Genomic DNA, 26234 nt, shown 5'->3' with positions numbered 1-26234 from the left:
TTCCTGTAGCACGGCGATTTATTGAGGAAGGTTTACAACTTCCAAGTCGAATTAAGCATACCCTCCCAGGAAAAACTTAGCAGTTAAATTAATTGATTGTTCAATTAAACTTAACGGAAGTGTAACAATACCCTACTAAAGTAGTGTGCAAACAATACACAACTAGTTTGGGAAACACATGAAATCATACAATAAATTGTCCATAGCAATACTTGCTGCACTTTCACCTATGGCTGCATCGTCGCAAGTTTCGGCAGAAGAAGCGGTACGCGCTGAGGAAGAACGTATAGAAGAAATTACCGTTGTCGGGCGCAGCGTTTCTTACGCGAACAACGCAACCAGCGAAGATATGTTTAAACAGCAGGCAAACCTTAGTAGCGTTTTAGCCGCGGTGGACAATTTGCCTGGTGTACTTATTAACGAAGGCGATACCTTTGGTGCTGATGATTGGTCAACGTCTATCGTTATTCGTGGGTTTCAGGTAAACCTAAACGAACAGCAAATAGGTATGACGGTAGACGGGATTGCCAACGGTAATTCAAACTACGGTGGAGGTGCAAAAGCCAATCGCTATATCGATACTGAGAATGTTAATGGCGTAGAGGTGTCACAGGGTACGGCTGATATCGCTTCTCGTTCACACGAAGCATTAGGCGGTACGTTAAACTTCACCACCATAGACCCGTCAATAGAGAAAGGCTTAGTCACCAGCGTAACCGCAGGCTCGTTTGATGCGTCAAAATATTATGTGCGTTATGAAACGGGCGAAATATTTAAAGACACTTACGCTTGGATAAGCCTTTCAAGTCAAGAAAGCTCTGACTTTATGCAGCAGGCTGCGGAAAATACCCGCGACCATTTAGCTATGAAGTTCATCTCTACCGTTAGCGATGTATCACTTACCGGTTACCTGTCTTACGACGATACCCACGAAGACAACTACCAGCGTATTTATGGTTTAGCGCAATATGAGCAAAACCCGGACTGGGATCAGCTAACTGACGAATGGACAGGTGTGCCGTATCAGGATCAGGCATATCGCAGAGGTTGGTCTACATTACGAGAAAACCTTTTTGCCTATCTTCAGGCTGAATTTACCATTGGCCAAGTCGACTTTATGACTAACGTGTACTATCACGACAACGAAGGTCGCGGTGAATGGGTTCCACCTTATATCGTTGATATCACTGATGACGGTGCGCAAGGACACTCTGAACTTGTGGTCGGTAATACGGTTTACGGCGGGCAAGAACTCGGTCAAATCTACTTCGTGGATAGACAAGGCAATCAGCTAAATCCTATTGAAGGTTGCCAAAGCTCACTAACCTTTCCTTATGGCGGTGCAGGTGCACAGTACGATCCGGGCTGTCATGAGCAAGGCGCTATTCCAGTAGGTTCTTACCGCCACACCCATTATGACAAGGAGCGCTTCGGTATAAATGCCGATGCAGTGTGGTACACCAAAATAGGTGACTTTGATAATACGGTACGATTCGGTATTTGGTGGGAAGACTATGAGCGAGGTGAGTCACGAGACTGGCACAAGATCACCAATTCATCTATCAGTGTAGATTATGACAACGTGCCTTATTGGGTGCAGTACGACAGAACATTCCCGGTTGATACCCTAATGTACTATGTGGAAGACGAGCTAGACCTAGGTTTTGCTCGTATCCGTGCCGGTGCGAAGAAGTTTAACGTCGATATTGAAAAAACGGACAATTTTGATTCGGCTAACAACTTAGCGGTGAATACTGATTCAGATACATTGTTTTCAGCAGGTATTGTCGCTCCTTTACCCATTGAAGGAGTAGAGGTTTTCGCGGGTTACGGTGAAAACTTCGCAGCAATAAAAGACGCCCAGCTTGAACGCAACGACACCGACCTTCGTTTTATAAAGCCAGAAACAGCTGACAACATTGACGTGGGTTTCCGCTACGCATCACCGGGCTTCAACGCCAGTGTGACCTACTACAATATTGAGTTTAACGACCGTATTCAGTTTACCAGTAACGAAACTTCAGAGGGTATAGACTTTCTTGAAGCCGCCGCTGGTGGTTATAAAAATGTAGGGGGAATCGAGTCTAGCGGTTTCGAAATTTCAGCAGACGTTATGCTAACCGACGAGTTCTCATTGTTTACCTCTATTACCCTAAGCGATTCTGAGTACGTTGCGACGGTAGGCAGTTCAGGTACGCAATACGATACTCTTGCTGACGCCCAAGCGGCCATTGCAGACGCTGAAAACCCTGAGGTATCGCTGGTAGCTATTGAAGGTAATACCGTTATCGGTACGCCTGACACAATGGCGGTTGTGAGCCTCGACTGGGCGCGCGATAACTACTTTGCTGGCCTGTCGACCAAATACGTTGATAGCCGCTACCTAGACATTGAAAATGCCGCACAAGTCGATGACTACATAGTTAGTGATTTTTATATTGGTGGTTTCATTGAAAACATTGGCCCAGGTATTGAGGAACTGGAGGTTCGTTTAACAGTAAACAATCTGTTTGATGAAGACTATGCGTCCACCATAGCACCTGGCGCATTTTGGATTGGTGCTCCTCGCGCCGTTGCAGTCAACGCACGCCTAACCTTTTAATCGTGATATCATGCCTGTGACAGCTTAGCGCTGTCGCAGGTTATTTTTTTTAGATTTAAGGTTTGGAGTTGTAGCATGCCCAAGGTGGGAATGGAGCCAGTTCGTAAGAAACAATTAATTGAAGCAACGCTGGAAGTGATGGCTGAAGTGGGCTATCACGGCACAACAATTAGCTTAATTAGTAAAAGAGCAGGGCTTTCTTCAGGAATAATCAGTCACTATTTCGGTGATAAGCAAGGGTTAATTGAAGCAACTATGCGCCACCTTCTCGATGCACTTAAAATTACACAGCGCATTGACGACCCGTTAGAGCGGATTGATTTTATTATTGAAAATAATTTTTCACAAACGCAAGGGGCGAGTTCCGCCACCAATACCTGGTTTAACTTCTGGGCTCTGTCACTTCACAATGAAGGCCTGCACCGTCTGCAAACTATTAATCATAAGCGCTTAGAGCGGAATTTAGCTTTCAGCTACCGCAAGCTGCTTGAGCCTTCACAGGTCAAAAATGCCGCTGCCTCCACCGCAGCATTAATTGATGGTTATTGGCTGCGCTATTCAATGGGAAGCGTAGGGAACGGTGATTTCTCAGAAGCTGTTGCGCGCTCTAAGCAGTACGTTCGCGATTTAGTTTCCCAATACGGAAAATAAACAAGCGCACGGAAAATAAGCGCTTCCTGCAGACGCGATAAAACCCCCAAGGTATTGATATTTTAAATATAAAAAGGCGGTAGGACATAAGTCGTACCGCCTTTTTTATATGTTAAGCAGTTGGTGCCCAATACATTATGCTATCCGGGGCAATGGGCCACTATATGGCTAACCAAACTGCTCAATCAACGCGTTACCAAATTCTCACGCGCTCTTCTGGCGCAAGATATAGTGCATCACCTGGCTTCACATCAAACGCCTCATACCAAGCATCATGGTTTCTTGGCGCTTGAGCACGGTAACGGCCCGGTGCGTGGGTACCTGCACGTAGCTGGTTAAGCATGCTTTCTTCCGTGCGCTTTTCTTTCCACACTTGTGCCCAAGCTAGGAAGAAGCGTTGATCGCCCGTAAGGCCGTCAATTACCGGCGCCTCTTTGCCGTTAAGGCTTAGCTTGTAAGCGTGGTAGGCCATAGCTAGACCGCCCACATCCCCAATGTTCTCACCTAAACTGTTGCGACCGTTTACGAAGTTACCTTCGATAGGCTCGTATTGGCTGTATTGTTCGGCTAGCATGTCTGCTTTTTCTTCAAATGCTGCACGGTCGGCATCTGTCCACCAGTTGCGCTGAATACCGTTGGCATCAGACTTTGAACCTTGGTCGTCAAAACCGTGGCCCATCTCATGGCCAATTACCGCACCAATAGCGCCGTAGTTAACAGCTGCATCGGCATTTGGATCGAAAAACGGCGGCTGTAAAATAGCCGCTGGGAATACAATTTCATTAAATGAACTATTGTAGTAGGCATTAACGCGCTGCGGTGTCATACCCCAGCGGTTGCGGTCAGTTTTTTCTAGCTCGCGCTCAACTGACTGGTCTTGAAAGAAAGTACGTAGGTTGCGCACATTGCCCACTAAGTCTTTATCGCTAATGGTAACGCCGTCGAATGACTGCCATTCATCTGGGTAGCCAATTTTAGGGTTAAACGCCATTAGCTTTTCTTTTGCGTTAACCTTGGTTTCTTCGCTCATCCAGTCTAGGTTTTCAATACGCTCACCTAGCGCTGTACGCAAGTTCTCAACCAATTCCGCCATTTGCTCTTTTGAGCTCTCTGGGAAGTATTCGTCAACGTAAATCTTACCAATAGCAAAACCCAGAGACTCAGTGCCTGACATTTGGCTTACTGCACGCTTCCAGCGAGGGCGAGGCTCTTGTTGGCCGCTCAGGGTGCGACCGAAGAAGTCAAAATTAGCTAAGTAGATATCTTCTGAAAGGAAGCCAGCGTTATTTGAAATAGTGTGATACTTCAAATACGATTTCCAGTCGGCTAAGTCAGCCTCATTAATAATTTTTATAACGTCTTTGACTGGCTCTGGTTGACTAATATTTAGCTCAGGTACCTTGTAGCCAGTTTGAGCAAAATATGTGTCCCAATCAAAACCCGGGTATGCGTCAGACAATTTACTACGCTCGATTTGGTTAAGCGTTAGGTCGCGGTCACGGCGTTTTTCGCGGGGCCATTGAATGTCTGCAATTTGTGTCTCAAGAGCAAGAATGTTCGCTGCTTTTTCTGCTGCGTTTTCTTCGCCTGCAAAATTAAGCATTTCCTCAATGTGTGCTACATAAGCTTCACGAATTTTAACAAAACGTTCGCTATCGCTTAGGTAGTAATCGCGATCAGGAAGGCCTAAACCACCTACACCAACACTTAGCTGGTATTCATTCGGGTCAAGGCGGTTGTACCACATGCCACCATAAATAGGTGTGCTTGAACCCACCAGCCAGCTATTACCAAATGCTTTGGTTAGGTCAGTTCTGTTTTCAATACTATCAATAGACGTAAGTACGTCTTTAATTGGCTCAATACCTTTTTCATTAATGGTATCGGTGTCCATATAGGCAACAAAGAAGTCATGAACAAGCTGCTCTTCCTCATTTAGAGACGTTTTCTCCATAAGCCCATCAATGATGTTTTTGACCTGCTCTTCACTGCGTTCCGCTAGACCAGTAAATGCGCCATAGCGGGTTTTATCTGCTGGAAGTTCATAGTTGTCGTACCATGTTCCGCTGGCGTACATAAAGAAGTCGTCACCAGGCTTTACTGCCTCGTTGCGCGCGCTCAAATCAACGCCGAAAGAACCTAGCTCAGCTTCGCCTTTCATCTCTGGTGCTTCAACTTTGCTGGCTTGGTCTTTTGCTTGTTCAGGTTGGCCACAACCTGCAAGGCCTAAAGATGCCGCAATCGCTACGGCAAGAAGTTTATATTTCATCATTTTTCTCGTTGTGATTATAAGTGTCGTCGTTAGGTGCAGTGACACTCATTGTTTTTAAAGTAGGCACAAATTCCTTGTTAAACGGTAAAGCATTCCGTGCCTGATTAAAATAGCTTGCGATATGCGGCGTTTCGCGCTGTAAAAAGTCTGCTACAGCACTGTGGAACGATGCATGTCTTAATTTGTGGTGTGAACGGCAATAAATAGGCTCGAAACCTCGAAGTATTTTATGTTCACCCTGAGTGCCGGGGTTGAATAGTTTTAGCTTTTTCGAGATGGCAAATTCAATGCCTTCAAAATAACAGCAGGCAAAGTGTAACCCGTCTATTTCTTTAAGTGCTCCCCAGTACCTGCCATACAGCCCTGTTTCATCATAGAAAAATAGGGCGCTGGCTACCGCAACTTCATTTTCCATTGCAGTTACAATAAGCATGTTGTCACTCATGGTGTCGACAAGTTGCTCAAAGAACGCATCATTTAAATATCCCACGTGGCCGCTGCGTTTTAAATAGGTTGCTTTGTAACACTTTGTGAAAAAGTGCAGAGTTTTTGGGCTAATTTCATTTCCCGTATGGTGGGTAAATCGAACGCCTTGCTCACTGAGTTTTCGCCGGCTTTTCTTTATGTCTTTCCTTTTGCGGGATGTCAGTGCGTTAAGAAAATCGTCGAAGTCACTATACCCGTAGTTATGCCACTGAAACTGAACGGCGTAACGGGTTAAATATCGCCTTGCAGCATGGGTTAAACCCGAAGCTTGCGTTTCGCTGCTAAGTAAAAGTTGTGCTGACGTTTTCTCATTGGGAAACAGGTAGTGAAAAGAAGAAAGCTCTTCCCCAAACACTGACGCTACATACTCTGTCAAAGTATGCTCCAGTTTCTCTATAAGAGTGGGCGTTAGGGCTACGCTATCATCGCAAAGTATCCTTGGGCCTGTAACAGGGGTGAAAGGAATTGCTGATATCCATTTAGGATAATAGTCGAGCCCGTGCTGCGCATATGCGTTGGCCCATGCATGGTCAAATACATACTCGCCATAGCTATGCGTTTTCAGAAAGCCAGGAACAAGGAGGCTGATTTTTTCTTGCTGAGCATGGGTTATAGCAATATGACAAGGTTGCCAACCCGATTCATTTTTGCACGAACCGCTGCTTTCTAACGCATATAAAAACTCATAGGAGAGAAAAGGGCCCGCATTTTTTGCGAGTTGTTGCCAACGCTCTTTCGAAAGGTTTTCGATAGAATCTATTATTGTTATGCGATAGTCAGGTGCTGTCATGCAGTTAACATCATATAGAGGGTTTATGCGCAAAGCGCTTAGATAGTCGCAATTTACGATTATTTAGCGCTAAAATAACGCGGTTTCTACGTTAAATATAGAAGAGTAAGTTTACAAAAATGTCAGAGTTCGATCGAAAAATCATTACCGACGCGATTACTCGCATGCTGGCACGACGAGAGCATAGCTTTAACGAAGTAGTGCGTAAGCTACAGCAAAAAGGAATAGCGAGTGAGGCTTTCATGCCTATTTTGGAGGAATTCAAAGACGCTGATATTCAAAGTGATGCCAGGTTTGCTGAAAGCCGAGCGCGTGCGCTGTATCTGAAAGGGAAGGGGCCTCGTGCAATAAAACTAGACTTACAGCAATATGGTGTAGATGAGAGTACTGCTAACCATGCAATGACAGAGATTGATGCTGACTGGTTTGAAAGCGCGAAAAAAGTAAAAGAAAAAAAGTTTGGCGAGTTTTATGAAACAGAGTTCGCCTTAAGGCAAAAGCAAAAGCAATTTTTGCAGTACCGTGGCTTCTACCAAGAACACATCGATTATGCGGTCAGTGCGAATTAAACTAAACGTTCCTTTTCGGCCAGTTTTGCCAAGCACTGTACCTTCTTTTAATCACCTAAATGAATATCCGCTATTTTTTACTAAATTAAGGTGAATTTTGACGCTATCTCGTGTCCTTGCCACTTAACAAAATTGCGCTTTCCGTGGTATTGTTGCGCAAATTTGTGCGCATTTTTACTATTCAAAGAATGGTATTAGGGTATGGCGCATTGAGTAATGACGAAATGTCCCGATTATAAGTCTTATCAAATAGGCAATTCGCACGTTTCAAAAATAGAATAAAGGAAGTTAGGTTTTCAATGACATTATCAACTGCTGACTTACGTAACAAGTTTATCGATTATTTTAAAAGCCATGGCCATCAGGCGGTGGCAAGCTCGTCACTGGTGCCGGCAGATGATCCCACGCTTCTTTTTACTAATGCAGGCATGAACCAGTTTAAAGACTGCTTCTTAGGCGCAGAGAAGCGTAGTTATACCCGAGCAGTCTCTTCGCAGCGATGTGTGCGCGCTGGCGGTAAACACAACGACCTTGAAAACGTAGGTTATACTGCCCGTCACCATACTTTTTTCGAAATGATGGGTAACTTTAGCTTCGGCGATTATTTCAAAAAAGAAGCGATTGAGTTTGCATGGAACTTTCTAACTAAAGAAGTAGGTTTACCAAAAGAAAAGCTACTCGTTACCGTTTACTCTGACGACGACGAAGCGTTCGATATTTGGGAAAACCACATCGGTGTGCCTAAAGAAAAAATCATCCGTATCAGCACATCAGATAACTTCTGGTCTATGGGTGATACTGGCCCCTGTGGTCCTTGCTCTGAAATCTTTTATGACCACGGTGCACACATCTGGGGTGGCCCTCCGGGAACGCCTGAAGAAGACGGCGACCGTTTCATTGAGATTTGGAATTTGGTATTTATGCAGTTTAATAAGCAAGCTGACGGTACCATGGAGCCTCTGCCAAAACCGTCTATTGACACGGGAATGGGCCTTGAGCGTATTTCAGCTATTTTGCAAAACGTGCACAGTAACTACGAGATTGACCTGTTCCAAAACTTAATTAAGTCAGCTGCATCAATTGTTGGTACTGATGACCTAGAAAACAAGTCTCTGCGTGTTATTGCCGATCATATCCGTTCGTGCAGCTTTTTAATTTGTGATGGCGTAATGCCTACCAATGAAGGGCGTGGTTATGTGTTGCGCCGCATTATTCGTCGTGCGGTTCGACATGGCTACCAGCTAGGCGCAAACGATATTTTCTTCTACAAGCTGGTGGCATCACTGGCTAAAGAAATGGGCGAGGCTTATCCAGAACTTGTCGACCAGCTGCCTGTTATTGAAAAAGTACTGCGTGTTGAAGAAGAGCAATTTAGCAAAACCCTAGCTCGTGGTATGGCTATCCTAAACGATACTCTGGAAACCCTTGAAGGCGATACAGTGCCAGGTGATGTAGTGTTTAAGCTTTACGACACTTACGGTTTCCCTACAGATCTAACGAACGATGTGGCTCGTGAGCACGACCTTAAAATTGATGAAGAAGGTTTTGAAGCTGCTATGCAAGCTCAGCGAGCCCGTGCTCAGCAAGCAAGTAATTTTGGTGCAGACTACAACAGCAAACTAGCTATTGACCACACAACCTCATTCACAGGTTATACCGATGTGGAAGGCCAGGCTAATGTGGTTGAGCTTATTGCGGACAATGCGTTTGTAGAAAAGCTAGAAGACGGTCAGGAAGGCGTTGTGGTACTAGACAGTACGCCGTTCTACGCTGAAAGCGGTGGTCAGGCTGGTGACAAAGGTGTACTTCGCGTTGCTAACGGTGAGTTCATTGTGACAGACACCCAAAAAATGGGCAATGCATTTGCGCACAAAGGTATTGCCAAAGGCTCGGTGTCTAAAGGTGATACGGCAACTGCTGCGATTGATTCTGCAAATCGTGAAGCCATCAAAAAGAACCACAGTGCTACCCACTTACTTCACGCCGCGCTGCGTGAAATTCTTGGTGAGCACGTAACGCAAAAAGGTTCATTGGTTGAAGCGTCTCGTATGCGTTTTGACTTTTCGCATTTTGAGGCAGTTACCGCTGAGCAGCTTACAAAGATTGAGAAACGCGTTAACCAAGAGATACGCGCAAACCATACGCTAGCCACTGAACTTATGGACCTAGAAGAAGCCAAAGCATCAGGTGCTATGGCACTGTTTGGCGAAAAGTACGATGAAAAAGTTCGCGTTGTAACAATGGGCCCATTCTCTGTCGAACTATGTGGCGGTACACACGTTGCGCGCACAGGTGATATTGGCTTGTTTAAAATTACTAGTGAAGCGGGTATTGCATCGGGCGTTCGACGCATTGAAGCGGTCACTGGCGAGCAAGCACTTGAAGTTGTGCAAACTCAGCAAGCTACGCTGGCGTCATTGTCTTCATTACTGAAAACAGATAGCCAAAATGTACTGGATCGCGTAGTTTCTCTACAAAATCAGACTAAAGAACTAGAAAAAGCACTCAATTCCGCTAAACAAAAACTGGCGAGTCAGCAAGGTGCTGATATGCTTAGTAATGCAGTAGAGATAAATGGCGTTAAAATTCTTGTTGCGAATTTGGAAGGTGTTGAAGCGAAGTCATTGCGCTCAATGATGGATGACATTAAAAACCGAATTGGCGAAGGGATCGTAGTATTAGGTGTGGCCAACGATGCGAAAGTGAATCTTATTGCTGGCGTTACTAAAAACCTCACAGGTAAGGTAAAGGCAGGCGAGCTGGTGAACTTTGTTGCATCTCAAGTAGGTGGCAAAGGAGGCGGTCGCCCTGATATGGCACAGGCAGGTGGTGACCAGCCTGAAAACTTGAACCAAGCACTAGATTCGGTTAACGCTTGGTTACAAGATAAGCTATAATTATTTTTGTGTATAACAGTGAGTTTTTGAAGTGACACAGAAACAGGGAATCACTGTCGCTACCATCGGGTCGTGCCGTTGGGTTGGCAAATCTTAATGGATGATGTTCAGTATTAAGGAACAGGAGCAAGCGAATGCTTATTTTGACTCGTCGAGTTGGTGAAACGCTTATGGTAGGTGACGATGTAACCGTTACCGTACTAGGCGTAAAAGGGAATCAGGTACGTATAGGTGTTAATGCACCAAAAGAAGTTTCTGTGCACCGTGAAGAGATATATATGCGCATTCAGGCAGAAAAAGGCGGTCAGCCAGATTCTGCGGAATAATTGCATTGTACGCTTCATTGGAAAAGGTCAGCTTTAGCTGACCTTTTTTGTTTTAAGCAAGAAAATTTCTCTTGGCTTTTTTCCTTTCAAGTACTCTTGAAGCCAGGTTGCGAAGTAGTTATACCAGTCCACATAGATAGTTACCCACTCAGCTAGAATTAAAATATTCGTAATCGCGGCGTGTTACTGCAGGTATAGAGTTCTACATCTAGGTGACACAACAAAGAGTACGGACATTCTAAACTCGCCCTTAGGGAAGGTCTAACAAGCTTCCTAGCTTTATTCTGGGAATTTGAAAGGGAACAGCCATTCCTGCATCCCCACGCTGCGCTAGGAAACTTGCCAGCGCCTTCTGAATGGGCAATTATCTATGCGGATTGGTATTGGTAATCTCAAAAATTACTCACGATATTTGTGAATAATTGACTAAACTATTTAAAAATTCAGTTGAAAGCCTTAATAGGCTGAACAAATTTAAACGGAAATTAAGAGTCAGCGACGAATAATTTTCGATTTAATTGTTTGTATTGCGAACAAATTACTGGTTTTTTGCTCGAATCGTTTAAAATGGCAGCGAGTGAACAATTTCTTTATAAAAAAGGTTTGACTCAGGCCAATGAATCCGTAAAATGCACCCCGCAGTCAAGGAGAGGTGGGTGAGTGGCTGAAACCAGTTCCCTGCTAAGGAACCATACGCATATACGCGTATCGAGGGTTCGAATCCCTCCCTCTCCGCCATTATTCGTTGGCAGTGGCGGTCAACAACAAGTTTTGCGCGTGTGTAGCTCAGCTGGATAGAGTACCTGGCTACGAACCAGGCGGTCGGAGGTTCGAATCCTTCCACACGCGCCACTTAATTTAAAGCGTCACCTTTTGAAGTAAAATTCAAAAGCATACAAGTTTACGCGTGTGTAGCTCAGCTGGATAGAGTACCTGGCTACGAACCAGGCGGTCGGAGGTTCGAATCCTTCCACACGCGCCATATCAAAAAGCCCACCTTTTTAGGTGGGCTTTTTCATTTCTGAATTCCTTCATTTCTTTTTAAGCCACTTTGCACAAAGCCTCAGCTTCATATAAATACTATGTGTTTGTTGCAAATTTATTAAGTAATAATGCATTAAGTTTCATATTGGTGGGTTTTATTCAAATTTAAGTGGTTTTTTATGCTGTTTTGTTGTGTTTTTAAAAACCTCGTGATACTTATTCAGGTACAAAATAACAACAGGATTGAATATGAATTCGGAATCCGTCGCTAGTCTGCTCATTGAAGCAGGCACTCTTATGCTCATAGGAATGGTGTTTGTCTTTTCGTTCTTGGGGCTTCTTATTGTGGGCATTCATTTGATTGCACGTTTTTGTGAAGCTTTTCCAGGTGAAATACCGGACCCTTCGGATAATGTTAACCGGCGTTCAGCCAATTTGACTCGGAATAATCAAGCGGTACAACCGGGAATAGACGGTAACGTCATCGCTGCTATTTCTGCCGCAATTCATACCCATCGCCAAAATTCTAAAAAATAATCCATATCAGGAGTTACCATGTCTAAGCCTCTGGCCCTTACCGAGCTGGTCTTGCGTGATGCCCACCAATCACTTCTTGCTACGCGTATGCGTATTGAGGATATGCTCCCCATTGCTGAAAAATTAGATAAGGCAGGCTTCTGGTCTGTTGAATCTTGGGGCGGTGCAACCTTTGACGCCTGTATCCGTTATTTAGGGGAAGACCCTTGGGAGCGCATTCGTAAGTTAAAGGCCGCTATGCCCAATACCAAACAGCAAATGTTATTGCGTGGTCAAAACCTATTAGGTTATCGCCACTATGCTGACGATGTTGTTACTCGCTTTGTAGAGCGCGCTCACGAAAGCGGTGTAGACGTGTTTAGGATTTTTGATGCCATGAATGACATCAGAAATTTGAAAACCGCCATTAAAGCTACCATAGACAGCGGCGCTCACGCGCAAGGCACTATTTCTTACACAGTAAGCCCAGCGCATAATCTAGAGCTATGGCTAGATATGGCTAAACAACTTGAAGACCTCGGCGTGCATTCTATCTGTGTGAAAGACATGGCCGGGCTTTTAAAACCCTATGAATGCGAAGCATTAATTACAGGGTTAAAAGAAACCGTCGATGTACCTATTGCCATGCAGTGCCACGCCACGACAGGGTTAAGCACGGCAACCTATCAAAAGGCCATTGATGCCGGTATTGATATGCTCGATACGGCTATCTCATCAATGAGCATGACCTACGGTCACAGTGCAACTGAAACTATGGTTTCAATCGTTGAAGGTACAGAACGCGATACGGGCATTTCGCTACCAGAACTGGAAGACATTGCCAGTTATTTTAGAGAAGTGAGAAAGAAATACAGTAAATTTGAAGGAAGTCTTAAAGGCGTAGATGCGCGTATCCTATTGGCCCAAGTGCCAGGTGGCATGTTAACCAACATGGAAAGTCAGCTAAAAGAGCAGGGTGCTGAAGATAAGTTCGAAGAAGTGTTAAAAGAAATCCCTCGGGTACGTGAAGACCTTGGATTTATCCCTCTTGTAACGCCCACCTCTCAAATTGTCGGTTCGCAGTCGGTACTTAATGTGCTAACTGGCGAGCGCTATAAGAGCATTACCAAAGAAACTGCTGGTGTACTGAAAGGCGAATATGGCGCTACAGCTGCACCAGTAAATAAGGAATTGCAGGCGCGCGTGCTAGATGGTGCAGAGCCCATAACGTGCAGGCCTGCTGATAATATCGCGCCTGAGCTAGATACGCTAATTAAAGAGCTAGATGAACTTGCCGAGAAAAAGCAGCTTTCGCTCTCAGATGACAAAATTGATGATGTGCTGACTTATGCACTATTCCCGCAGATAGGCCTCAAGTTTATCCAAAATCGCGGCAATCCTGATGCGTTTGAACCTTCACCTAGCGCGCAAGAGTCGCAAAGCGCAAATACGCCGAAGCCTGCTGAAGCCAAGTCAAACTCACAAGGGGCTACCGCGAGTGAATCTTACGACGTAAACGTAGACGGTAAATTGTATCGCGTAGAAGTGGCACCCTCAGGTACGCTAACGAGCGTTACGCCTGCCGATACGGCTCAACCCCAGCCACAAACTGTTAGCCCAGCTTCACCTGCCGCTGCGTCGTCGCAGTCAATTGATGCGCCACTAGCGGGTAACGTATTTAAAGTATTAGTACGAACTGGCGATAGTGTATCTGAAGGTGATGTAGTGATGATCCTTGAAGCCATGAAAATGGAAACCGAGATCCGCTCTGCGTTTTCCGGTACGGTCAATGACATTACCGTGGGTGAAGGCGATGCTGTAACTAGCGGTCAACCGTTAATCTTATTGGGGTAATACATGGATAAGTTAATGGTACTTTGGGATAGTACCGCGCTTGCGCATTTTGAAGCAGGCCAGCTCATCATGATGGCGGTAGGCTTCGGGTTACTCTATTTAGCCATTGTGAAGAAATTTGAGCCATTGCTCCTATTACCCATTGGTTTTGGCGCTCTGCTTACGAATATTCCAATTGCTGGTTTTTCAGAAGCGGGTGGCTTATTGCACTACATATATAAAATTGGCATTGATACAGGCGTATTCCCATTGCTCATTTTTATGGGGGTAGGTGCAATGACAGATTTCAGCGCGCTTATTGCAAACCCCAGAATGCTGCTTCTCGGCGCTGCCGCTCAATTCGGTATTTTTGCTACCTTGTTTGGCGCAATAGCGTTAAATCTTATTCCGGGTTTTGAATTTACGTTAAAAGATGCCAGTGCCATTGCCATAATAGGGGGCGCAGATGGGCCAACGGCTATCTTTCTTGCTTCACGTTTAGCACCTGACTTGCTAGGTGCTATTGCGGTCGCTGCATATTCTTATATGGCGCTGGTACCTATTATCCAGCCGCCCATTATGAAAGCGCTGACCACAAAAGAGGAACGCGAAATTAAAATGGGTCAACTTCGGCCTGTATCAAAGCGTGAAAAAATTATCTTTCCACTCGCCGTGTTATTTATGACCATCTTGTTTTTACCAGCTGCCACGCCGCTAGTAGGCATGTTCTGCTTTGGTAATTTGATGAAAGAATGTGGCGTTGTAGACAGATTAAGTAAAACAGCCCAAAACGAGCTAATCAACACAGTGACCATTTTCCTTGGTTTAGCTGTAGGCTCTAAGCTATCAGCTGACGCATTCCTTACGGTGGAAACTTTGGGTATTTTGGGCCTAGGCGCAATTGCATTTGGTATAGGAACCGCTGCTGGCGTGTTAATGGCTAAGTTGATGAGTAAGCTATCGGGCGGGAGTATAAACCCGCTCATTGGTGCTGCGGGTGTATCTGCCGTGCCTATGGCTGCGAGAGTCGTGAATAAGGTGGGTCTGGAAGCAAACCCTCATAACTTCTTGTTGATGCATGCAATGGGGCCTAATGTAGCCGGTGTTTTAGGAAGTGCGGTCGCTGCAGGTATTTTGCTTGCACTGGTTGGCTAACTAGGGTGATACAATTTTGATATTGAGAGGGCAGTTTACTGCCCTCAGCGCTTTAACGAATGGTATTTTGCGGTACTAGCGACTGATAAGCAGTCACTAATTTCTTAGTGCGGGTGTGCTGCGGCCACCTGAAAATAGTTTCAGTTTTACCTTCCTCTACAATTTCGCCGCCTTCCATTACCACAACTCTATCTGCAATATGCCTGACAATCCCTAAGTTATGGCTTATGAAGATAAATGCCAACCCCAGCTCTTGTTGTAGTTGCAGTATTAGGTTCACCGTCTGTGAGCGAATAGTAGGGTCTAACGCCGCAAAGGGTTCATCTGCAACAAGCACTTTGGGTTTTAGTACTATAGCTCGAGCCAACGCTACGCGCTGCTGTTGGCCGTCAGAAAGCATGTGCCGGTAAAAATAATAGTGCTCGCGAAGTAACCCTACTTTTACCAACATATCTTCGATAATAGGTTTGCGTTCGGCTTCGCTAAGACCCGTATTTAAACGCAAGGGTTCGTCTAGGATTTTACCTACCGGAACCGATGGGTTCATAGATTCCGCACTGTGTTGCAGAATCATTCGAATGTCATGGGTCCGCTTGCGTTGGCCGTCTTTTGACTGATACTTGGCTAAATACTTGTGAGTGTTTATTTCAATTTCACCCGCATCGGCAGGTAGAGCGCCAACCAATAATTTAGCAAGAAGGGATTTACCCGAACGGTTTTCCCCTATGATGGCAATAGTTTCCCCCCGTTTAACGCTCATATTAACCGGACCAAGTTGAAATACCTCAGGGCGCTTTAACCAGCGCTTCTTTTCGTTATGTATAAACGTAAGGTCTTTTACCTGCAAAATGTCCATTACAGCTTCTCCATATGTAGCGGGTAATGACAGCTGTAGTTATGATCATGAATTTTGCGTACGGCGGGTGTTTGCACACAGGCGCGTTGAGCCCGAGGACAACGGGGGCCTAGACGACAACCAATAGGCAAATGTTGTAGCGTTGGTATAGAGCCGCTTAACGTAGGTAACGCAGACTTAGGCGGTAAGTCTTTTCTGAAGCTTGGCGCACTATCTAATAGCGCTTTAGTGTAAGGGTGAAGAGGGCGCTTTTTAATGTGCTTCATCTTTCCCGATTCCACAGTTTGCCCCGCGTAAAGCACTGTCATTGAATGTGACATACTCGCGATGGCAAGCAAATCATGACTGACAAACAATATCGATAGCGAGCGAGTTTGATTAAGACGCGTAAAAAGTTTTAGGATCTGCGTCTTAGTTGTGGGCTCCATGCCTCGAGTGGGATCATCTGCGATAAGTAATTTGGGTTGAGACACTACCGCCATCGCTATCATGAACTTTTGTCCAATATCAGCGGGAATTTGGTGAGGGAATGCACTTAAGTAATGCTTGTGGTGCTTTATTCCCACCTTATGTACAGTGCTTATTGCTATCTTTTTTCTGTGCTGCGCACGTTGCCAAAACCAGCTACCTTCAACAAATTCATCAGGAATGCTTTCTTCAAGCTGTTCACCTAAAGTGGCCGACGGGTCAAGTGCCGCTTGCGGGTTTTGAAAAACCACAGCAATTTCACGACGCATTACTTCGCGGCGCTGTCGAACTGACATACCTAATAGGTTTTCACCATTCCAGCTCATGCGGTCGGCGGTTAAATTCCACTGGTTTGGAAGCGCTCCGCAGATCGCGGATACAATAAGGCTTTTACCAGAACCTGATTCGCCCACCAGAGCACGAATCTCGCCTGAGCTCACTGTCAAATTTACCTTATCCAACGCTTTTATGGTGCTGTCACCGTTCTGCATTTCTAAGGTGAGGTTTTTGATATCAAGCATTGGCATGTTAGTGACTCACCCTTTTTCTCAGTGAAGAACGCAAGCCGTCACCTACGATATTGATGGACAGTACGATAAAAAATATCGCCATACCGGGCACCGCAACATTCCAAGGCGCTAGGTAAGTAACGTCTAGTCCGTCGGCTAGAATTACACCTAATTCAGGCAACGGTGATTGGGCGCCCAAGTTTAAGAAGCCGAGCGCAGAGATATCGATAACTGCGATTGAAAGAGCCAGTGTTCCTTGAACCACAAGCATTTCCGTCATATTAGGTAAAATAGAGTGAACAAAGAGCTGCCATTTGCTTGCACCGTCAAGCGTTGATGCAACAATGTAGTCTTTCTTCATTTCTGCGCGCACGAAGCTGCGAGTGTGGTGCACAAACTGAGGAATAAGCGCGAGGGTGATAGCCCACATACTGTTCACCAAACCCGTACCAAGTATCGCAACTATGATAATAGCAATCAGCAGAGTAGGGATGGCCATAAGTGCATCGAGTAAGTGGTTCGCAACACTCGAGCGAACCCCGCGCAACATACCTGCGAGCGTACCTAAACTCACGCCAACTAACATCGCAAGTACTACGGTTAAGAAGGCCGAGCCCAGTGTCGTTCTGCAGCCATAAATGATACGGGTAAATAAATCTCTTCCTAGCGCATCTGTGCCAAACAGATGGGTAATAGAGCCATTCGCTAACCAGCTAGGCGGAATCAACAGCCCGTCAATATTCTGTTCCACAGCGTCATAAGGGGTAATGAGAGGGGCAAATAGGGCACATACCACAAATAGCGCTAGCATAATTAAACCCAGCATAGAAATGTGGCTGGCCTTGAAAGACGCCCAGGTCCGTTGCCAAGGGGAGGGATGGAATTCTTCTTCGTACAAACTAAACTGTGGCACGCTCGTATTTCTCTCTACTTGGGTCAATCATACGGTTTAACACATCCACCAGAATCGTCAGGGTAATCACGACCGTTGATACCGCCATCATACCAATACGCAAAGCGGGGTAATCCCGTTGATAAATGGCTTGTATCAGCCAGTTGCCAATTCCGGGCCATGAAAACAAGGTTTCGACAATCATTGCATTGGTTATAAGCGTAGTAATTTGAATCGCCATTAATGGTAAAATAGGAAGCAGTGCGTTACGTAGAATATGGCGGGTAAATATTTGCCAACTAGAAAGCCCGCGCGACACCGCAGCGGCAATATACGGACGATGTTTTACGTCTATAACTGAGCGCCGGGTTATGCGTATCATTGAGGCAGTAGTTATGGCACCAATAGCGAAAGTTGGCAGCGCTAAGTGTGACAGGGCATCTTTAAATGCTAAGGATTTATTTTCGATATCCGATAGCAAAACATCAAATAGAATAAAGCCTGTTACTGGCTCTATATCGTAAATTAGGCTTATTCGACCAGACAGCGGTGCCACGTCCAATTCCAAACTAAATACCAAAATAAGCAGCAGAGCGAACCAGAAGACGGGGAAAGAATAGGTAGTAATACTCGCACTATTTATTAAGTGGTCAGACGTTGAATAACAGCGAATGCCGGCGTAATAGCCTAATGGAATACCGATAAATAAGGCCATAAGCATTGCGTAGGTTGCCAGTTCTATCGTAGCGGGCATAGCAATACCGACTTCTTCTCTTAAGGGTAGGCCAGACGTGAAGCTGTAGCCCCAATCGCCAGTCAACAAATTACCTACATAGTAGATAAACTGAAAAATATACGACTGGTCTAGCTTAAACTGTTTCTCCAGCGCAGCGCGCTGCATCTCATTTTGTGGCACAAGCCCAGTCAAATTTTCTAACGTATCGCCTGGAAAAAGATAGGCCAGCGAGAACGAAATAATTGTTAACACTAGAAGCGTTAATATAAATAAAGTGCAGTATCTTAGGAGAATTTGGATCACAGTGCTTTCTCTACTCCGCCAAAACGCACACCGCCAAAGGGGTTGATTGTCATGCCTTCTAACTCATTTCTGTACGCTTGATAGCGATAGGCATGCGCAATAGGTACTACTGGGAGACGTTCGTATAATAACCTATTAACTTGCTTGTAAATAGCAGATCTCTCGTCAATGTCATCAGTTTGAAGCGCTTCGTTAAGTAACTTGTCATAACTATCATTACACCACATTGCCCGGTTCGTTCCCGATGGAATTGCTCCGCAGCTCAATAAGGGGCGATAAAAGTTATCAGGGTCGCCGTTATCGGCAGACCAGCCGATTAATACGGAGTCGTGCAGGCCTTCTTGTAGATGGCGTCTAAAGGTAGCCCAATCGTAACTTACAATAGTCGCTTCTACACCTACATCGCGAAGGTATCGCTGAATAAGCTCGGCCATCTTTGTAGCGTTAGGGTTGTAAGCGCGCTCGACCGGCATGGCCCAAATTGTCATTGAAAATCCAGGGGCTATTCCGGCATCGGCCAATAATTTTCGCGCCAGAACAGGGTTGTAGGCAGTGTCATCGGCATCGTTTTGAAATGCCCAGCTAGCCGCAGGTAGCAGGGTTTTAGCCCGTGTTGCACTGTCGAAGTAAACCGCTTCTAATAAGGTGTTTTTATCAATAGCCGCGGCGAGTGCTCGCCTTACATCGGGGTTATCAAACGGCGGGCGCTGTGTATTAAAGGCCCAAAAGCCCACATTTAGCCCCGGTTTTTCTGCCAATGTCAGGTCATCCTCTGTGCGTATAACTTCAAGTTCAGTTTGTGCCGGGAATGCGGTAGCGTCACATTCCCCAGTCATTAGCTTGGCCAGGCGTAACGAACTTCGCGGTGTTATATCGAAAATAAGTTGTTCAACTTCGGGCTTGTTTTGAGCTTCGCTTAAATTTTGTTGCGCTGACGCTATATCACTCCCGTTTTCTTCACGAGCTTGCGTGCGCCAATAGTTGTCGTGGCGCAGATACTTAATAAAGTGATCTTTTCGGTAACTTTCAAATTTAAAGGGCCCCGTGCCTATTGGAAGCTGGTCAATTTTGCTGGGTGTACCAGCTTGTGCAAGCTTCTCGGCATACTCCTGTGACAGTATAACGGCGAAATCCGTAGCTAAATTTGCCAAAAATGAGCTGTCACGGCGTTTAAGCGTAATTTCAACGCGATAACCATTTACCCGTTCAACAGACGCGATATTTTGAGCAAGGCCAATACTTTCAAAATAGGGATAGCTTCCGCCCGACACGTAGTGATAGGGGTGTGAATTTAAGCGCCAGCGGTCGATACTAAAAATAACGTCGTCGGCATTGAAGTTTCTGCTTGGTTCAAAATAGCGCGTAGTGTGAAACCATACGTCTCTACGCAGCTGAAAGGCGTAGGTGAGTCCGTCATCACTAACTAACCAGCTACTTGCAAGACTCGGTACAATGCGGCCAGAATCGGGGTCGAAATCGAGAAGTCTGTCGTACAATTGATGAGATGATGCATCAGAGGTTGTGCTCGATGTATCAAGCTGCGGATTAAAAGTTACTGGGTTGCTTTCAGAACAATAAATAATACCTGTATTATAAAACGCTTGTTTATTCTGCTTTGCACAGGATGCAACAAGAAGCGCTGTACATAAACATAATGACAAACGCTTCACCAAACCATGGGACATGCTCTACGCCTCGACGTTTTCAGCGGAAGAATCTAGTAAGTTATATTTTTTGAGATAGCCTCGCAGCTGATGATAAGTCAGGCTCAATTTTTCAGCGGTTTTCTTTTGATTAAACTGACTGTCAGCAAGAGCCTGTTTTATCATATCTATCTCATGTTGTTGAGAGCGTTCTTTCAAATCTATGGGATATTCGACAATTTCTTGCTTTTTTTGGGGGGTAAGTGGCGTAACGTCAGCACTTTCAATACGTTCATTTACTATTGGCGTGTCTGGCTTTGAAATAACGTCAAGCGAATCTGAGGCACTCACTCTATCATTTGTTTTCACTCTTCCTTTAGGACGGAAGGCCGACTCGAAGGGGTCTAACACAATTTCGTGAACTGGGAGATGGGGATTATTTGTTCTATATACTGCACGTTCGACCACATTCTTAAGTTCACGGATATTACCAGGCCAATCATAATCGAGAAGAATACGCTTTGCTTTTTCAGTGAAGCCGCTAAATAGTTCCATTTCCATTTCACGGGCCATATTAATGGCGAAGTTCTCGGCCAACATCATGATATCTTCACGACGCTCGCGAAGTGGAGGGATGGTGATAACGTCAAAAGCAAGTCGGTCGAGAAGGTCTGCGCGAAACTCACCGGCATCGGCAAGAGCGGGCAAATCTTCGTTTGTGGCAGCGATAAGGCGTACATCGGTTTTTACTGACTTGCTGCCACCTACACGCTCAAACTCTCCATATTCCACTACCCGTAGTAGCTTTTCCTGAATAAGGCCGGATGTATTAGCGAGTTCGTCAAGAAATAGGGTACCATTGTGCGCCACTTCAAAGCGACCTTCGCGACGTTTCGAAGCGCCGGTAAAAGCACCGGCTTCATAACCAAAAAGCTCACTCTCTAATAGGCTTTCACTTAGCGCAGCGCAATTTAACTTAATATAGTTTTGATCCCAGCGCTTTGATAAGAAATGCAGTCGCGCGGCTATCAGCTCTTTACCAGTCCCACGTTCGCCAATGACGAGGACGGGTTTATCTAGGGGGGCAATCTGTGAAATTTGCTCTAAAACTTCTAGAAAACTATTCGCTTGCCCAAGTAAATTGTCTTGCTGTCGATACCTACTCATTAAATCCCTCAAAAATTAGTCATTTCGACCAATTAATAGTGTAGAGCAAAAAATATTGATAAACGAGTATTATTTGCGCTTATAAAAAACGTATAAAAAATAGTGGGTTAGCATCTTCACAAAGTTGGCAAGTATATTGAATACTATCTATACCAAGAGTAACCTATTTATCAAGTGTGGTGTTTTCTAACACTTACCATTTTTAGCAAGAGGTAATTATTATGGGTATCTTCTCGCGTTTTACAGATATTGTGAATTCGAATATTAATGCGATTTTAGACAAAGCCGAAGATCCTGAGAAAATGGTTAGATTAATCATTCAGGAAATGGAAGACACGTTGGTTGAGGTGCGCTCTGCATCTGCAAAGACGCTAGCCAATAAAAAGGAAATTGTTAATCAAATTGCAAAGTATGAAAGCGATGCAAACGATTGGGAAGCAAAAGCAGAACTTGCGTTAAGCAAAGATAGAGAAGACTTAGCCCGAGCTGCGCTGCAAGAAAAGAAAAAGTCTGCAGAAGCTGCAGAAGCGCTGAGTAAAGAATTGGCCGTTGTTGACGAACAAATTAGCAAGCTCCAGGATGAAATTGGTCAGCTGCAAGAGAAGCTTGCAGACGCTAAGACGCGTCAGAAAGCCATTATTATGCGCCAGAAAACCGCAAGCTCTCGTTTAGAAGTTAAAAAGACACTAGATAGTACGAAAGTAGATAATGCAATGGGACGCTTTGAGCAATACGAGCGCAAAATTGATGACCTTGAATCACAGGTAGACGCTTATGATTTGGGTAAAAAGACGTTGCAAGATGAGTTTGCTGAACTAGAAGCCAGCGACAAAGTGGAAGACGAACTAGCTGCGCTTAAAGCTAAAGTAAAAGGTACGAGTAAAAGTACCGAAAAATCAGAATAAAATAATAAGAATAGGGGCGCCCTCTTGATGGAAAGCCGTGGAGAGGGTAGCTACATCAGAGTTTGTAGGAGACATTGAGATGGATGAAGGTACAATTGCAGTGTTGGTTATGCCCCTTGTGGTGTTCTCAATATTTGTTGCTCCCATATGGCTAATTTTACACTATCGAAGCAAAAAGCAGGTCAATCAAGGACTGAGCGCAGAGGAATACGCATCTTTACAAGACCTTGCCGAGAAAGCTGAGAAAATGAGTGAGCGCATTGAGACATTAGAGGCCATTCTAGATAGTGAGGCACCCGAGTGGAGGAATAGAGCATGAGAAATGGTAAGCAGCTCTATCGCAACCCGGAAAATGCACGCATTGCGGGTGTATGTTCAGGTATAGCGGACTACTTCGGATTGGAAACCTGGTTAGTTAGAATTTTAGTGGTTACCGGTTTCTTTTTACTCGCAGGTCCCTTTATATTCGTTGCCTACATAGCCGCATGGTTCATCCTAGATAAGAAGCCGGCCGGGATAGATAATACTCCTACACCACCGGTTTTTTCGAAAGGTAAAGGTTGGACGAATTCCAACGCTGGGCAAGTGAAAAGCCCGAAAGTTGAGGTGAAAACCAAGGTTTGGCAGGCCGGTGAGCCACCGAAACAGGCGTTTCACGATATTCGCAATCGCTTCGAGAAAGCTGAAGTTCGCTTACGTAAAATGGAAACGTATGTGACGTCTCGCGAATATCAGCTGAATAAAGAAATCAGTCGATTATAACTCGCTTTATACCTCACAAATGTTTAACGGGAAATCGCTCGCCTTGGGCGATTTTTTATTATTTAAATCAACGGTTTTAGTGGTGCATGTAAAATTCCTGTTACAGCAATGATGAGGGTGCCATGAGGCCTTCCACTGTTCGGCGTCGCGAATTTCATTAGACTAAAAGGTAAGTTATCTCACACTTATTGGTCACAGAAGTTATGCCAAAATCAACGCAATACCAGTCGAGGCAATCTGATGAGAATGGCATTATCCATTGGTCAGATGAAGAAAACCAAATTTGGTCGGAGCTTTATGCGAGACAAATTCCACTGGTAGAAGAAAGAGCGTGCCAAGAGTATCTGGACGGGCTTGATTTATTGAAATTAAGTGAAAAAGAAATCCCTCAGTTGCCAGACATCAACAAAGTTCTGATGGAAAAAACGGGTTGGCAAACCGCTGAGGTGCCTGCCCTAATAAACTTCGGCGAGTTTTTTAGGCTGCTGGCAAATAAGCAATTTCCTGTTGCTACTTTTATCCGTACTCGAGAAGAGTTTGATTATTTGCAAGAGCCCGATATTTTTCATGAGGTATTTGGCCACTGCCCGTTGCTAACAAACCCAGCCTTTGCCCATTTTACCCATACTTACGGAAAGTTGGGTTTAGCGGCCAGTAAGGAAGACCGAGTTTACTTAGCACGTCTTTATTGGTTCACGGTAGAATTTGGACTGGTGCGTGCTAAGGATAAGTTAAAAATATATGGCGGCGGTATTTTGTCCTCACCAGGCGAAACTATTTACGCGTTAGACAGCGATACACCATTGCGTAATCCACTTACTGCTATCGATGCTCTGCGTACGCCTTATCGTATCGATATTATGCAACCTCTCTATTATATTCTGCCGGAGTTCGACCATCTGTTCGAATTAGCCGAAATGGATATTATGGCGCTAGTGGAAAAAGCTAAATCTTTAGGTTTGTTTTCCCCACTTTTCCCGCCGAAAGAGAAAAAAGCCAGTTAGAGCTATTGTTAATTAAATGTGTTTTATATAGGATGCCGCTCATCGAAGCGGCATTTTTTTGATTCTAGAGTTTAGTCCTTTGTCCTCGCGTAGTTTACGTCTTAAAATAAGCTGCTTATCGCAATTTTAAAGTTCTGTAACATTTCTCTTGTTATCTTTTTGTAAAAGTGTGATATCCTGTACATATATGTTTACAATAAAGCTATAACACCCTATGCGTCTAGAAATAAGCTGTCAGGACCGTCTTGGAATCACTCAAGATGTTTTAGATATCCTCGTTACCAAAGAAATAGATTTGCGTGGTATCGAAATTGATCCCGCAGGTAAAATTTTCCTTAATTTTCCCAATATTGAGTTTGCAGATTTTCAGCATCTCATGCCTCAAATACGCCGCATAGACGGTATCGATGATGTAAAAACAACTTTGTTCATGCCGGGAGAGCGAGAGAAAAACCAACTCTCTGCCATTTTACGGACTTTACCTGACCCCGTTTTCTCAATAGATGCCAAGGGTAATATATTATTGTGTAACGAAGCGGTAAGCGCTGGGCTTGAAATGCCAAGTAGCGAAATAATCGGTACAGAAATTAGTGAGGTTGTTAAGGGGTTCAACTTTACTAAATGGATGGATGGAAAGTCACCGGGTCCACAGTCTTCTAAAGTGAAATTCATTCAGCAGGATTATCTTGCCGATATGCTGCCGATCACTGTACCAGATGGTGAACAAAATATGATTATGGCAGGCGCCGTGGTTATATTGAAATCGGAAATGCGCCTTGGACAGCAGTTTACTGCTTTTCACCAATCGCCTACTGACAGTTTCGATCGCTTTGTCGCTCATTCCCCGTTTATGAAGCGAGTGGTTCACGAAGCCAAGCGCATAGCCGACTTAGACGCACCTATTTTAATTTTCGGCGAGACAGGCACGGGTAAAGAGATGATTGCGAGAGCGTGCCATCAGTCTAGCCGCCGCAGCGAAGGCGCATTTTTAGCACTTAATTGCGCTTCGCTCCCCGACAGTGTGGCAGAAACTGAATTGTTTGGTTACGCTGCTGGGGCGTTTAACCAACCGAGCGCCAAAGTTGGGCTCTTAGAACAGGCGAAAGGCGGTACACTTTTACTTGATGAAATAGCCGATATGTCTTCACAACTTCAGGCCAAACTGTTGCGAGTTTTAGAAGATGGTGAATTTAGGCGCGTAGGAGATTCAGAGCCGGTTAAAGTCGATGTACGATTTATTTGTACCACGTGCCGTGACCTAGGACAGCTGGTGGAAGAGGGCCGATTTAGAAAAGAGTTATATTATCGCCTAAACGTATTGAGCTTAGTTATGCCGTCTTTAAAAGATAGAAGGCAGGATATCGTGCCGCTAGCCGAATCATTTATTGTACAGCACAGTACTAAATTGGGCCGCCGTCCTGCAAAACTAAGCAAGTCTTGTGTAGATTTTCTTCAGCAGTATCCATGGCCGGGCAATGTAAGACAGCTTCAAAATGCCCTTTACCGCGCATTATCATTGCTTGATGGAAAGGAAATTACCAAAGAAGATATTCAGCTGCCAAGCTGTGCGCCTAGTGTTACTTATATAGATGAAAACTTCGATGGAACATTAGATGAGGAAGTGAAGAAGTTTGAAAAGGACTTGCTCAAGCGCTTGTACCCTTCCTATCCAAGTACACGCCAATTAGCGAAAAAGCTAGGGTTGAGCCATACTGCTATTGCCAACAAGCTGCGAGAGTATGGCATCAACAAAGCGACTGTTAAGCTCTAACCAACTAAAATAGTATTGCCCTTTGGTTCACGCATAGTGGCAAAGGGCGACACTGATTGGGGGCTTTTTGGTAAGTCTATGCCCCCGTTACGATAAATTTACATCGCCTACGAAGCAGACACCCAGCGCCCTTCGTG

Annotated in this window: 21 protein-coding genes and 3 tRNA genes; 16 read left to right on the top strand and 8 right to left on the bottom strand. The window is 44.9% G+C overall.

The genetic code is table 11. The features are described from left to right. Positions 1–178 precede the first annotated feature (178 nt). Both D1814_RS02625 and betI read left to right on the top strand, forming a co-directional pair. Positions 179–2602, top strand: a complete 2424-nt coding sequence (locus D1814_RS02625; protein ID WP_118489965.1) for a TonB-dependent receptor domain-containing protein — start codon at positions 179–181, stop codon at positions 2600–2602. Positions 2603–2692: 90 nt separating this feature from the next. Beyond that, positions 2693–3253 (top strand): transcriptional regulator BetI, encoded by a 561-nt coding sequence (gene betI / locus D1814_RS02620; RefSeq protein ID WP_118489964.1) that lies wholly within the window; start codon positions 2693–2695, stop codon positions 3251–3253. A 193-nt stretch (positions 3254–3446) separates the two neighbouring features. Here the strand turns inward: betI and D1814_RS02615 are convergent, their stop codons facing one another. Beyond that, positions 3447–5522 (bottom strand): M13 family metallopeptidase, encoded by a 2076-nt coding sequence (locus D1814_RS02615; protein ID WP_118489963.1) that lies wholly within the window; start codon positions 5520–5522, stop codon positions 3447–3449. Beyond that, positions 5512–6801: a GNAT family N-acetyltransferase gene (locus tag D1814_RS02610; protein ID WP_118489962.1), complete on the bottom strand. Its 1290-nt coding sequence runs from the start codon at positions 6799–6801 to the stop codon at positions 5512–5514. The genes D1814_RS02615 and D1814_RS02610 overlap by 11 nt, the downstream gene beginning before the upstream one ends. 119 nt (positions 6802–6920) lie before the next feature. On the opposite strand from D1814_RS02610, the gene D1814_RS02605 reads away from it, so the two are divergent. The 9 genes from D1814_RS02605 to D1814_RS02565 all read left to right on the top strand — a co-directional run bounded on the left by D1814_RS02605 (position 6921) and on the right by D1814_RS02565 (position 15081). Beyond that, complete coding sequence (locus tag D1814_RS02605) at positions 6921–7370, top strand: regulatory protein RecX (RefSeq protein WP_118489961.1); 450 nt, start codon at positions 6921–6923, stop codon at positions 7368–7370. A gap of 299 nt (positions 7371–7669) precedes the next feature. Further along, on the top strand, positions 7670–10267 hold the full coding sequence (gene alaS, locus D1814_RS02600; RefSeq protein WP_118489960.1) for an alanine--tRNA ligase: 2598 nt from the start codon (positions 7670–7672) through the stop codon (positions 10265–10267). 134 nt (positions 10268–10401) lie between these two features. Next, positions 10402–10593, top strand: coding sequence for a carbon storage regulator CsrA (csrA, locus tag D1814_RS02595; RefSeq protein WP_032094439.1), 192 nt, complete (start codon positions 10402–10404; stop codon positions 10591–10593). A gap of 646 nt (positions 10594–11239) precedes the next feature. Continuing rightward, positions 11240–11331 (top strand) — tRNA-Ser (locus D1814_RS02590). Between the two features lie 37 nt (positions 11332–11368). After that, positions 11369–11445, top strand: a tRNA-Arg gene (locus tag D1814_RS02585). A 53-nt stretch (positions 11446–11498) separates the two neighbouring features. Beyond that, positions 11499–11575: transfer RNA gene (locus D1814_RS02580), tRNA-Arg, on the top strand. A gap of 251 nt (positions 11576–11826) precedes the next feature. Next, complete coding sequence (locus tag D1814_RS02575) at positions 11827–12114, top strand: OadG family protein (protein ID WP_118489959.1); 288 nt, start codon at positions 11827–11829, stop codon at positions 12112–12114. Between the two features lie 18 nt (positions 12115–12132). Beyond that, positions 12133–13947 (top strand): sodium-extruding oxaloacetate decarboxylase subunit alpha, encoded by a 1815-nt coding sequence (gene oadA, locus D1814_RS02570; RefSeq protein WP_118489958.1) that lies wholly within the window; start codon positions 12133–12135, stop codon positions 13945–13947. Positions 13948–13950: 3 nt separating this feature from the next. Next, positions 13951–15081 carry a sodium ion-translocating decarboxylase subunit beta gene (locus D1814_RS02565; RefSeq protein WP_118489957.1) on the top strand — a complete coding sequence of 377 codons (1131 nt, stop codon included), beginning with the start codon at positions 13951–13953 and terminating at the stop codon, positions 15079–15081. Between the two features lie 52 nt (positions 15082–15133). Here the strand turns inward: D1814_RS02565 and D1814_RS02560 are convergent, their stop codons facing one another. From D1814_RS02560 to pspF, 6 genes are read right to left on the bottom strand one after another with little or no spacing between them, the layout of a single operon-like run. Beyond that, positions 15134–15937 (bottom strand): ATP-binding cassette domain-containing protein, encoded by an 804-nt coding sequence (locus D1814_RS02560; RefSeq protein WP_118489956.1) that lies wholly within the window; start codon positions 15935–15937, stop codon positions 15134–15136. Further along, positions 15937–16932: a peptide ABC transporter ATP-binding protein gene (locus tag D1814_RS02555; protein WP_118489955.1), complete on the bottom strand. Its 996-nt coding sequence runs from the start codon at positions 16930–16932 to the stop codon at positions 15937–15939. The genes D1814_RS02560 and D1814_RS02555 overlap by 1 nt, the downstream gene beginning before the upstream one ends. A 1-nt stretch (position 16933) precedes the next feature. Then, positions 16934–17827 carry an ABC transporter permease subunit gene (locus tag D1814_RS02550; RefSeq protein WP_118489954.1) on the bottom strand — a complete coding sequence of 298 codons (894 nt, stop codon included), beginning with the start codon at positions 17825–17827 and terminating at the stop codon, positions 16934–16936. Beyond that, positions 17814–18794, bottom strand: coding sequence for an ABC transporter permease (locus D1814_RS02545; protein WP_232368962.1), 981 nt, complete (start codon positions 18792–18794; stop codon positions 17814–17816). Before D1814_RS02545 ends, D1814_RS02550 begins: the two co-directional genes overlap by 14 nt. Positions 18795–18841: 47 nt before the next feature. Next, complete coding sequence (locus D1814_RS02540; protein ID WP_118489953.1) at positions 18842–20530, bottom strand: ABC transporter substrate-binding protein; 1689 nt, start codon at positions 20528–20530, stop codon at positions 18842–18844. A gap of 3 nt (positions 20531–20533) precedes the next feature. Then, complete coding sequence (gene pspF, locus D1814_RS02535; RefSeq protein WP_118489952.1) at positions 20534–21655, bottom strand: phage shock protein operon transcriptional activator; 1122 nt, start codon at positions 21653–21655, stop codon at positions 20534–20536. Between the two features lie 221 nt (positions 21656–21876). Here pspF and pspA point away from each other — a divergent pair, with 221 nt between their 5' ends. The 5 genes from pspA to tyrR all read left to right on the top strand — a co-directional run bounded on the left by pspA (position 21877) and on the right by tyrR (position 26097). Beyond that, on the top strand, positions 21877–22560 hold the full coding sequence (gene pspA, locus D1814_RS02530) for a phage shock protein PspA (RefSeq protein WP_118489951.1): 684 nt from the start codon (positions 21877–21879) through the stop codon (positions 22558–22560). 79 nt (positions 22561–22639) lie between these two features. Continuing rightward, entirely contained in the window at positions 22640–22879 is a 240-nt protein-coding gene (gene pspB / locus D1814_RS02525) for an envelope stress response membrane protein PspB (RefSeq protein ID WP_118495287.1), read from the top strand. Continuing rightward, positions 22876–23322: an envelope stress response membrane protein PspC gene (gene pspC / locus D1814_RS02520; protein ID WP_118489950.1), complete on the top strand. Its 447-nt coding sequence runs from the start codon at positions 22876–22878 to the stop codon at positions 23320–23322. Before pspB ends, pspC begins: the two co-directional genes overlap by 4 nt. Positions 23323–23525: 203 nt before the next feature. Beyond that, positions 23526–24326 carry a phenylalanine 4-monooxygenase gene (phhA, locus tag D1814_RS02515; protein WP_118489949.1) on the top strand — a complete coding sequence of 267 codons (801 nt, stop codon included), beginning with the start codon at positions 23526–23528 and terminating at the stop codon, positions 24324–24326. Between the two features lie 214 nt (positions 24327–24540). After that, a complete protein-coding gene (gene tyrR / locus D1814_RS02510; protein WP_118489948.1) occupies positions 24541–26097 on the top strand; it encodes a transcriptional regulator TyrR in 1557 nt (518 codons plus the stop codon). Positions 26098–26234 lie beyond the last annotated feature (137 nt).

The organism is Alteromonas sp. BL110 (assembly GCF_003443615.1).
Classification (GTDB): Bacteria; Pseudomonadota; Gammaproteobacteria; order Enterobacterales; family Alteromonadaceae; genus Alteromonas.
This window is presented reverse-complemented; position numbering and strand designations above follow the sequence as displayed.

Coding starts and splice junctions, on each gene's coding strand:
- csrA (WP_032094439.1), top strand. CDS start 10,402: ATGCTTATTTTGACTCGTCGAGTTGGTGAAACGCTTATGGTAGGTGAC.
- D1814_RS02575 (WP_118489959.1), top strand. CDS start 11,827: ATGAATTCGGAATCCGTCGCTAGTCTGCTCATTGAAGCAGGCACTCTT.
- D1814_RS02540 (WP_118489953.1), bottom strand. CDS start 20,530: ATGTCCCATGGTTTGGTGAAGCGTTTGTCATTATGTTTATGTACAGCG.
- D1814_RS02555 (WP_118489955.1), bottom strand. CDS start 16,932: ATGCCAATGCTTGATATCAAAAACCTCACCTTAGAAATGCAGAACGGT.
- pspB (WP_118495287.1), top strand. CDS start 22,640: ATGGATGAAGGTACAATTGCAGTGTTGGTTATGCCCCTTGTGGTGTTC.
- oadA (WP_118489958.1), top strand. CDS start 12,133: ATGTCTAAGCCTCTGGCCCTTACCGAGCTGGTCTTGCGTGATGCCCAC.
- D1814_RS02610 (WP_118489962.1), bottom strand. CDS start 6,801: ATGACAGCACCTGACTATCGCATAACAATAATAGATTCTATCGAAAAC.
- pspC (WP_118489950.1), top strand. CDS start 22,876: ATGAGAAATGGTAAGCAGCTCTATCGCAACCCGGAAAATGCACGCATT.
- tyrR (WP_118489948.1), top strand. CDS start 24,541: ATGCGTCTAGAAATAAGCTGTCAGGACCGTCTTGGAATCACTCAAGAT.
- phhA (WP_118489949.1), top strand. CDS start 23,526: ATGCCAAAATCAACGCAATACCAGTCGAGGCAATCTGATGAGAATGGC.
- pspA (WP_118489951.1), top strand. CDS start 21,877: ATGGGTATCTTCTCGCGTTTTACAGATATTGTGAATTCGAATATTAAT.
- D1814_RS02565 (WP_118489957.1), top strand. CDS start 13,951: ATGGATAAGTTAATGGTACTTTGGGATAGTACCGCGCTTGCGCATTTT.
- pspF (WP_118489952.1), bottom strand. CDS start 21,655: ATGAGTAGGTATCGACAGCAAGACAATTTACTTGGGCAAGCGAATAGT.
- D1814_RS02615 (WP_118489963.1), bottom strand. CDS start 5,522: ATGAAATATAAACTTCTTGCCGTAGCGATTGCGGCATCTTTAGGCCTT.
- D1814_RS02560 (WP_118489956.1), bottom strand. CDS start 15,937: ATGGACATTTTGCAGGTAAAAGACCTTACGTTTATACATAACGAAAAG.
- D1814_RS02605 (WP_118489961.1), top strand. CDS start 6,921: ATGTCAGAGTTCGATCGAAAAATCATTACCGACGCGATTACTCGCATG.
- D1814_RS02625 (WP_118489965.1), top strand. CDS start 179: ATGAAATCATACAATAAATTGTCCATAGCAATACTTGCTGCACTTTCA.
- betI (WP_118489964.1), top strand. CDS start 2,693: ATGGAGCCAGTTCGTAAGAAACAATTAATTGAAGCAACGCTGGAAGTG.
- alaS (WP_118489960.1), top strand. CDS start 7,670: ATGACATTATCAACTGCTGACTTACGTAACAAGTTTATCGATTATTTT.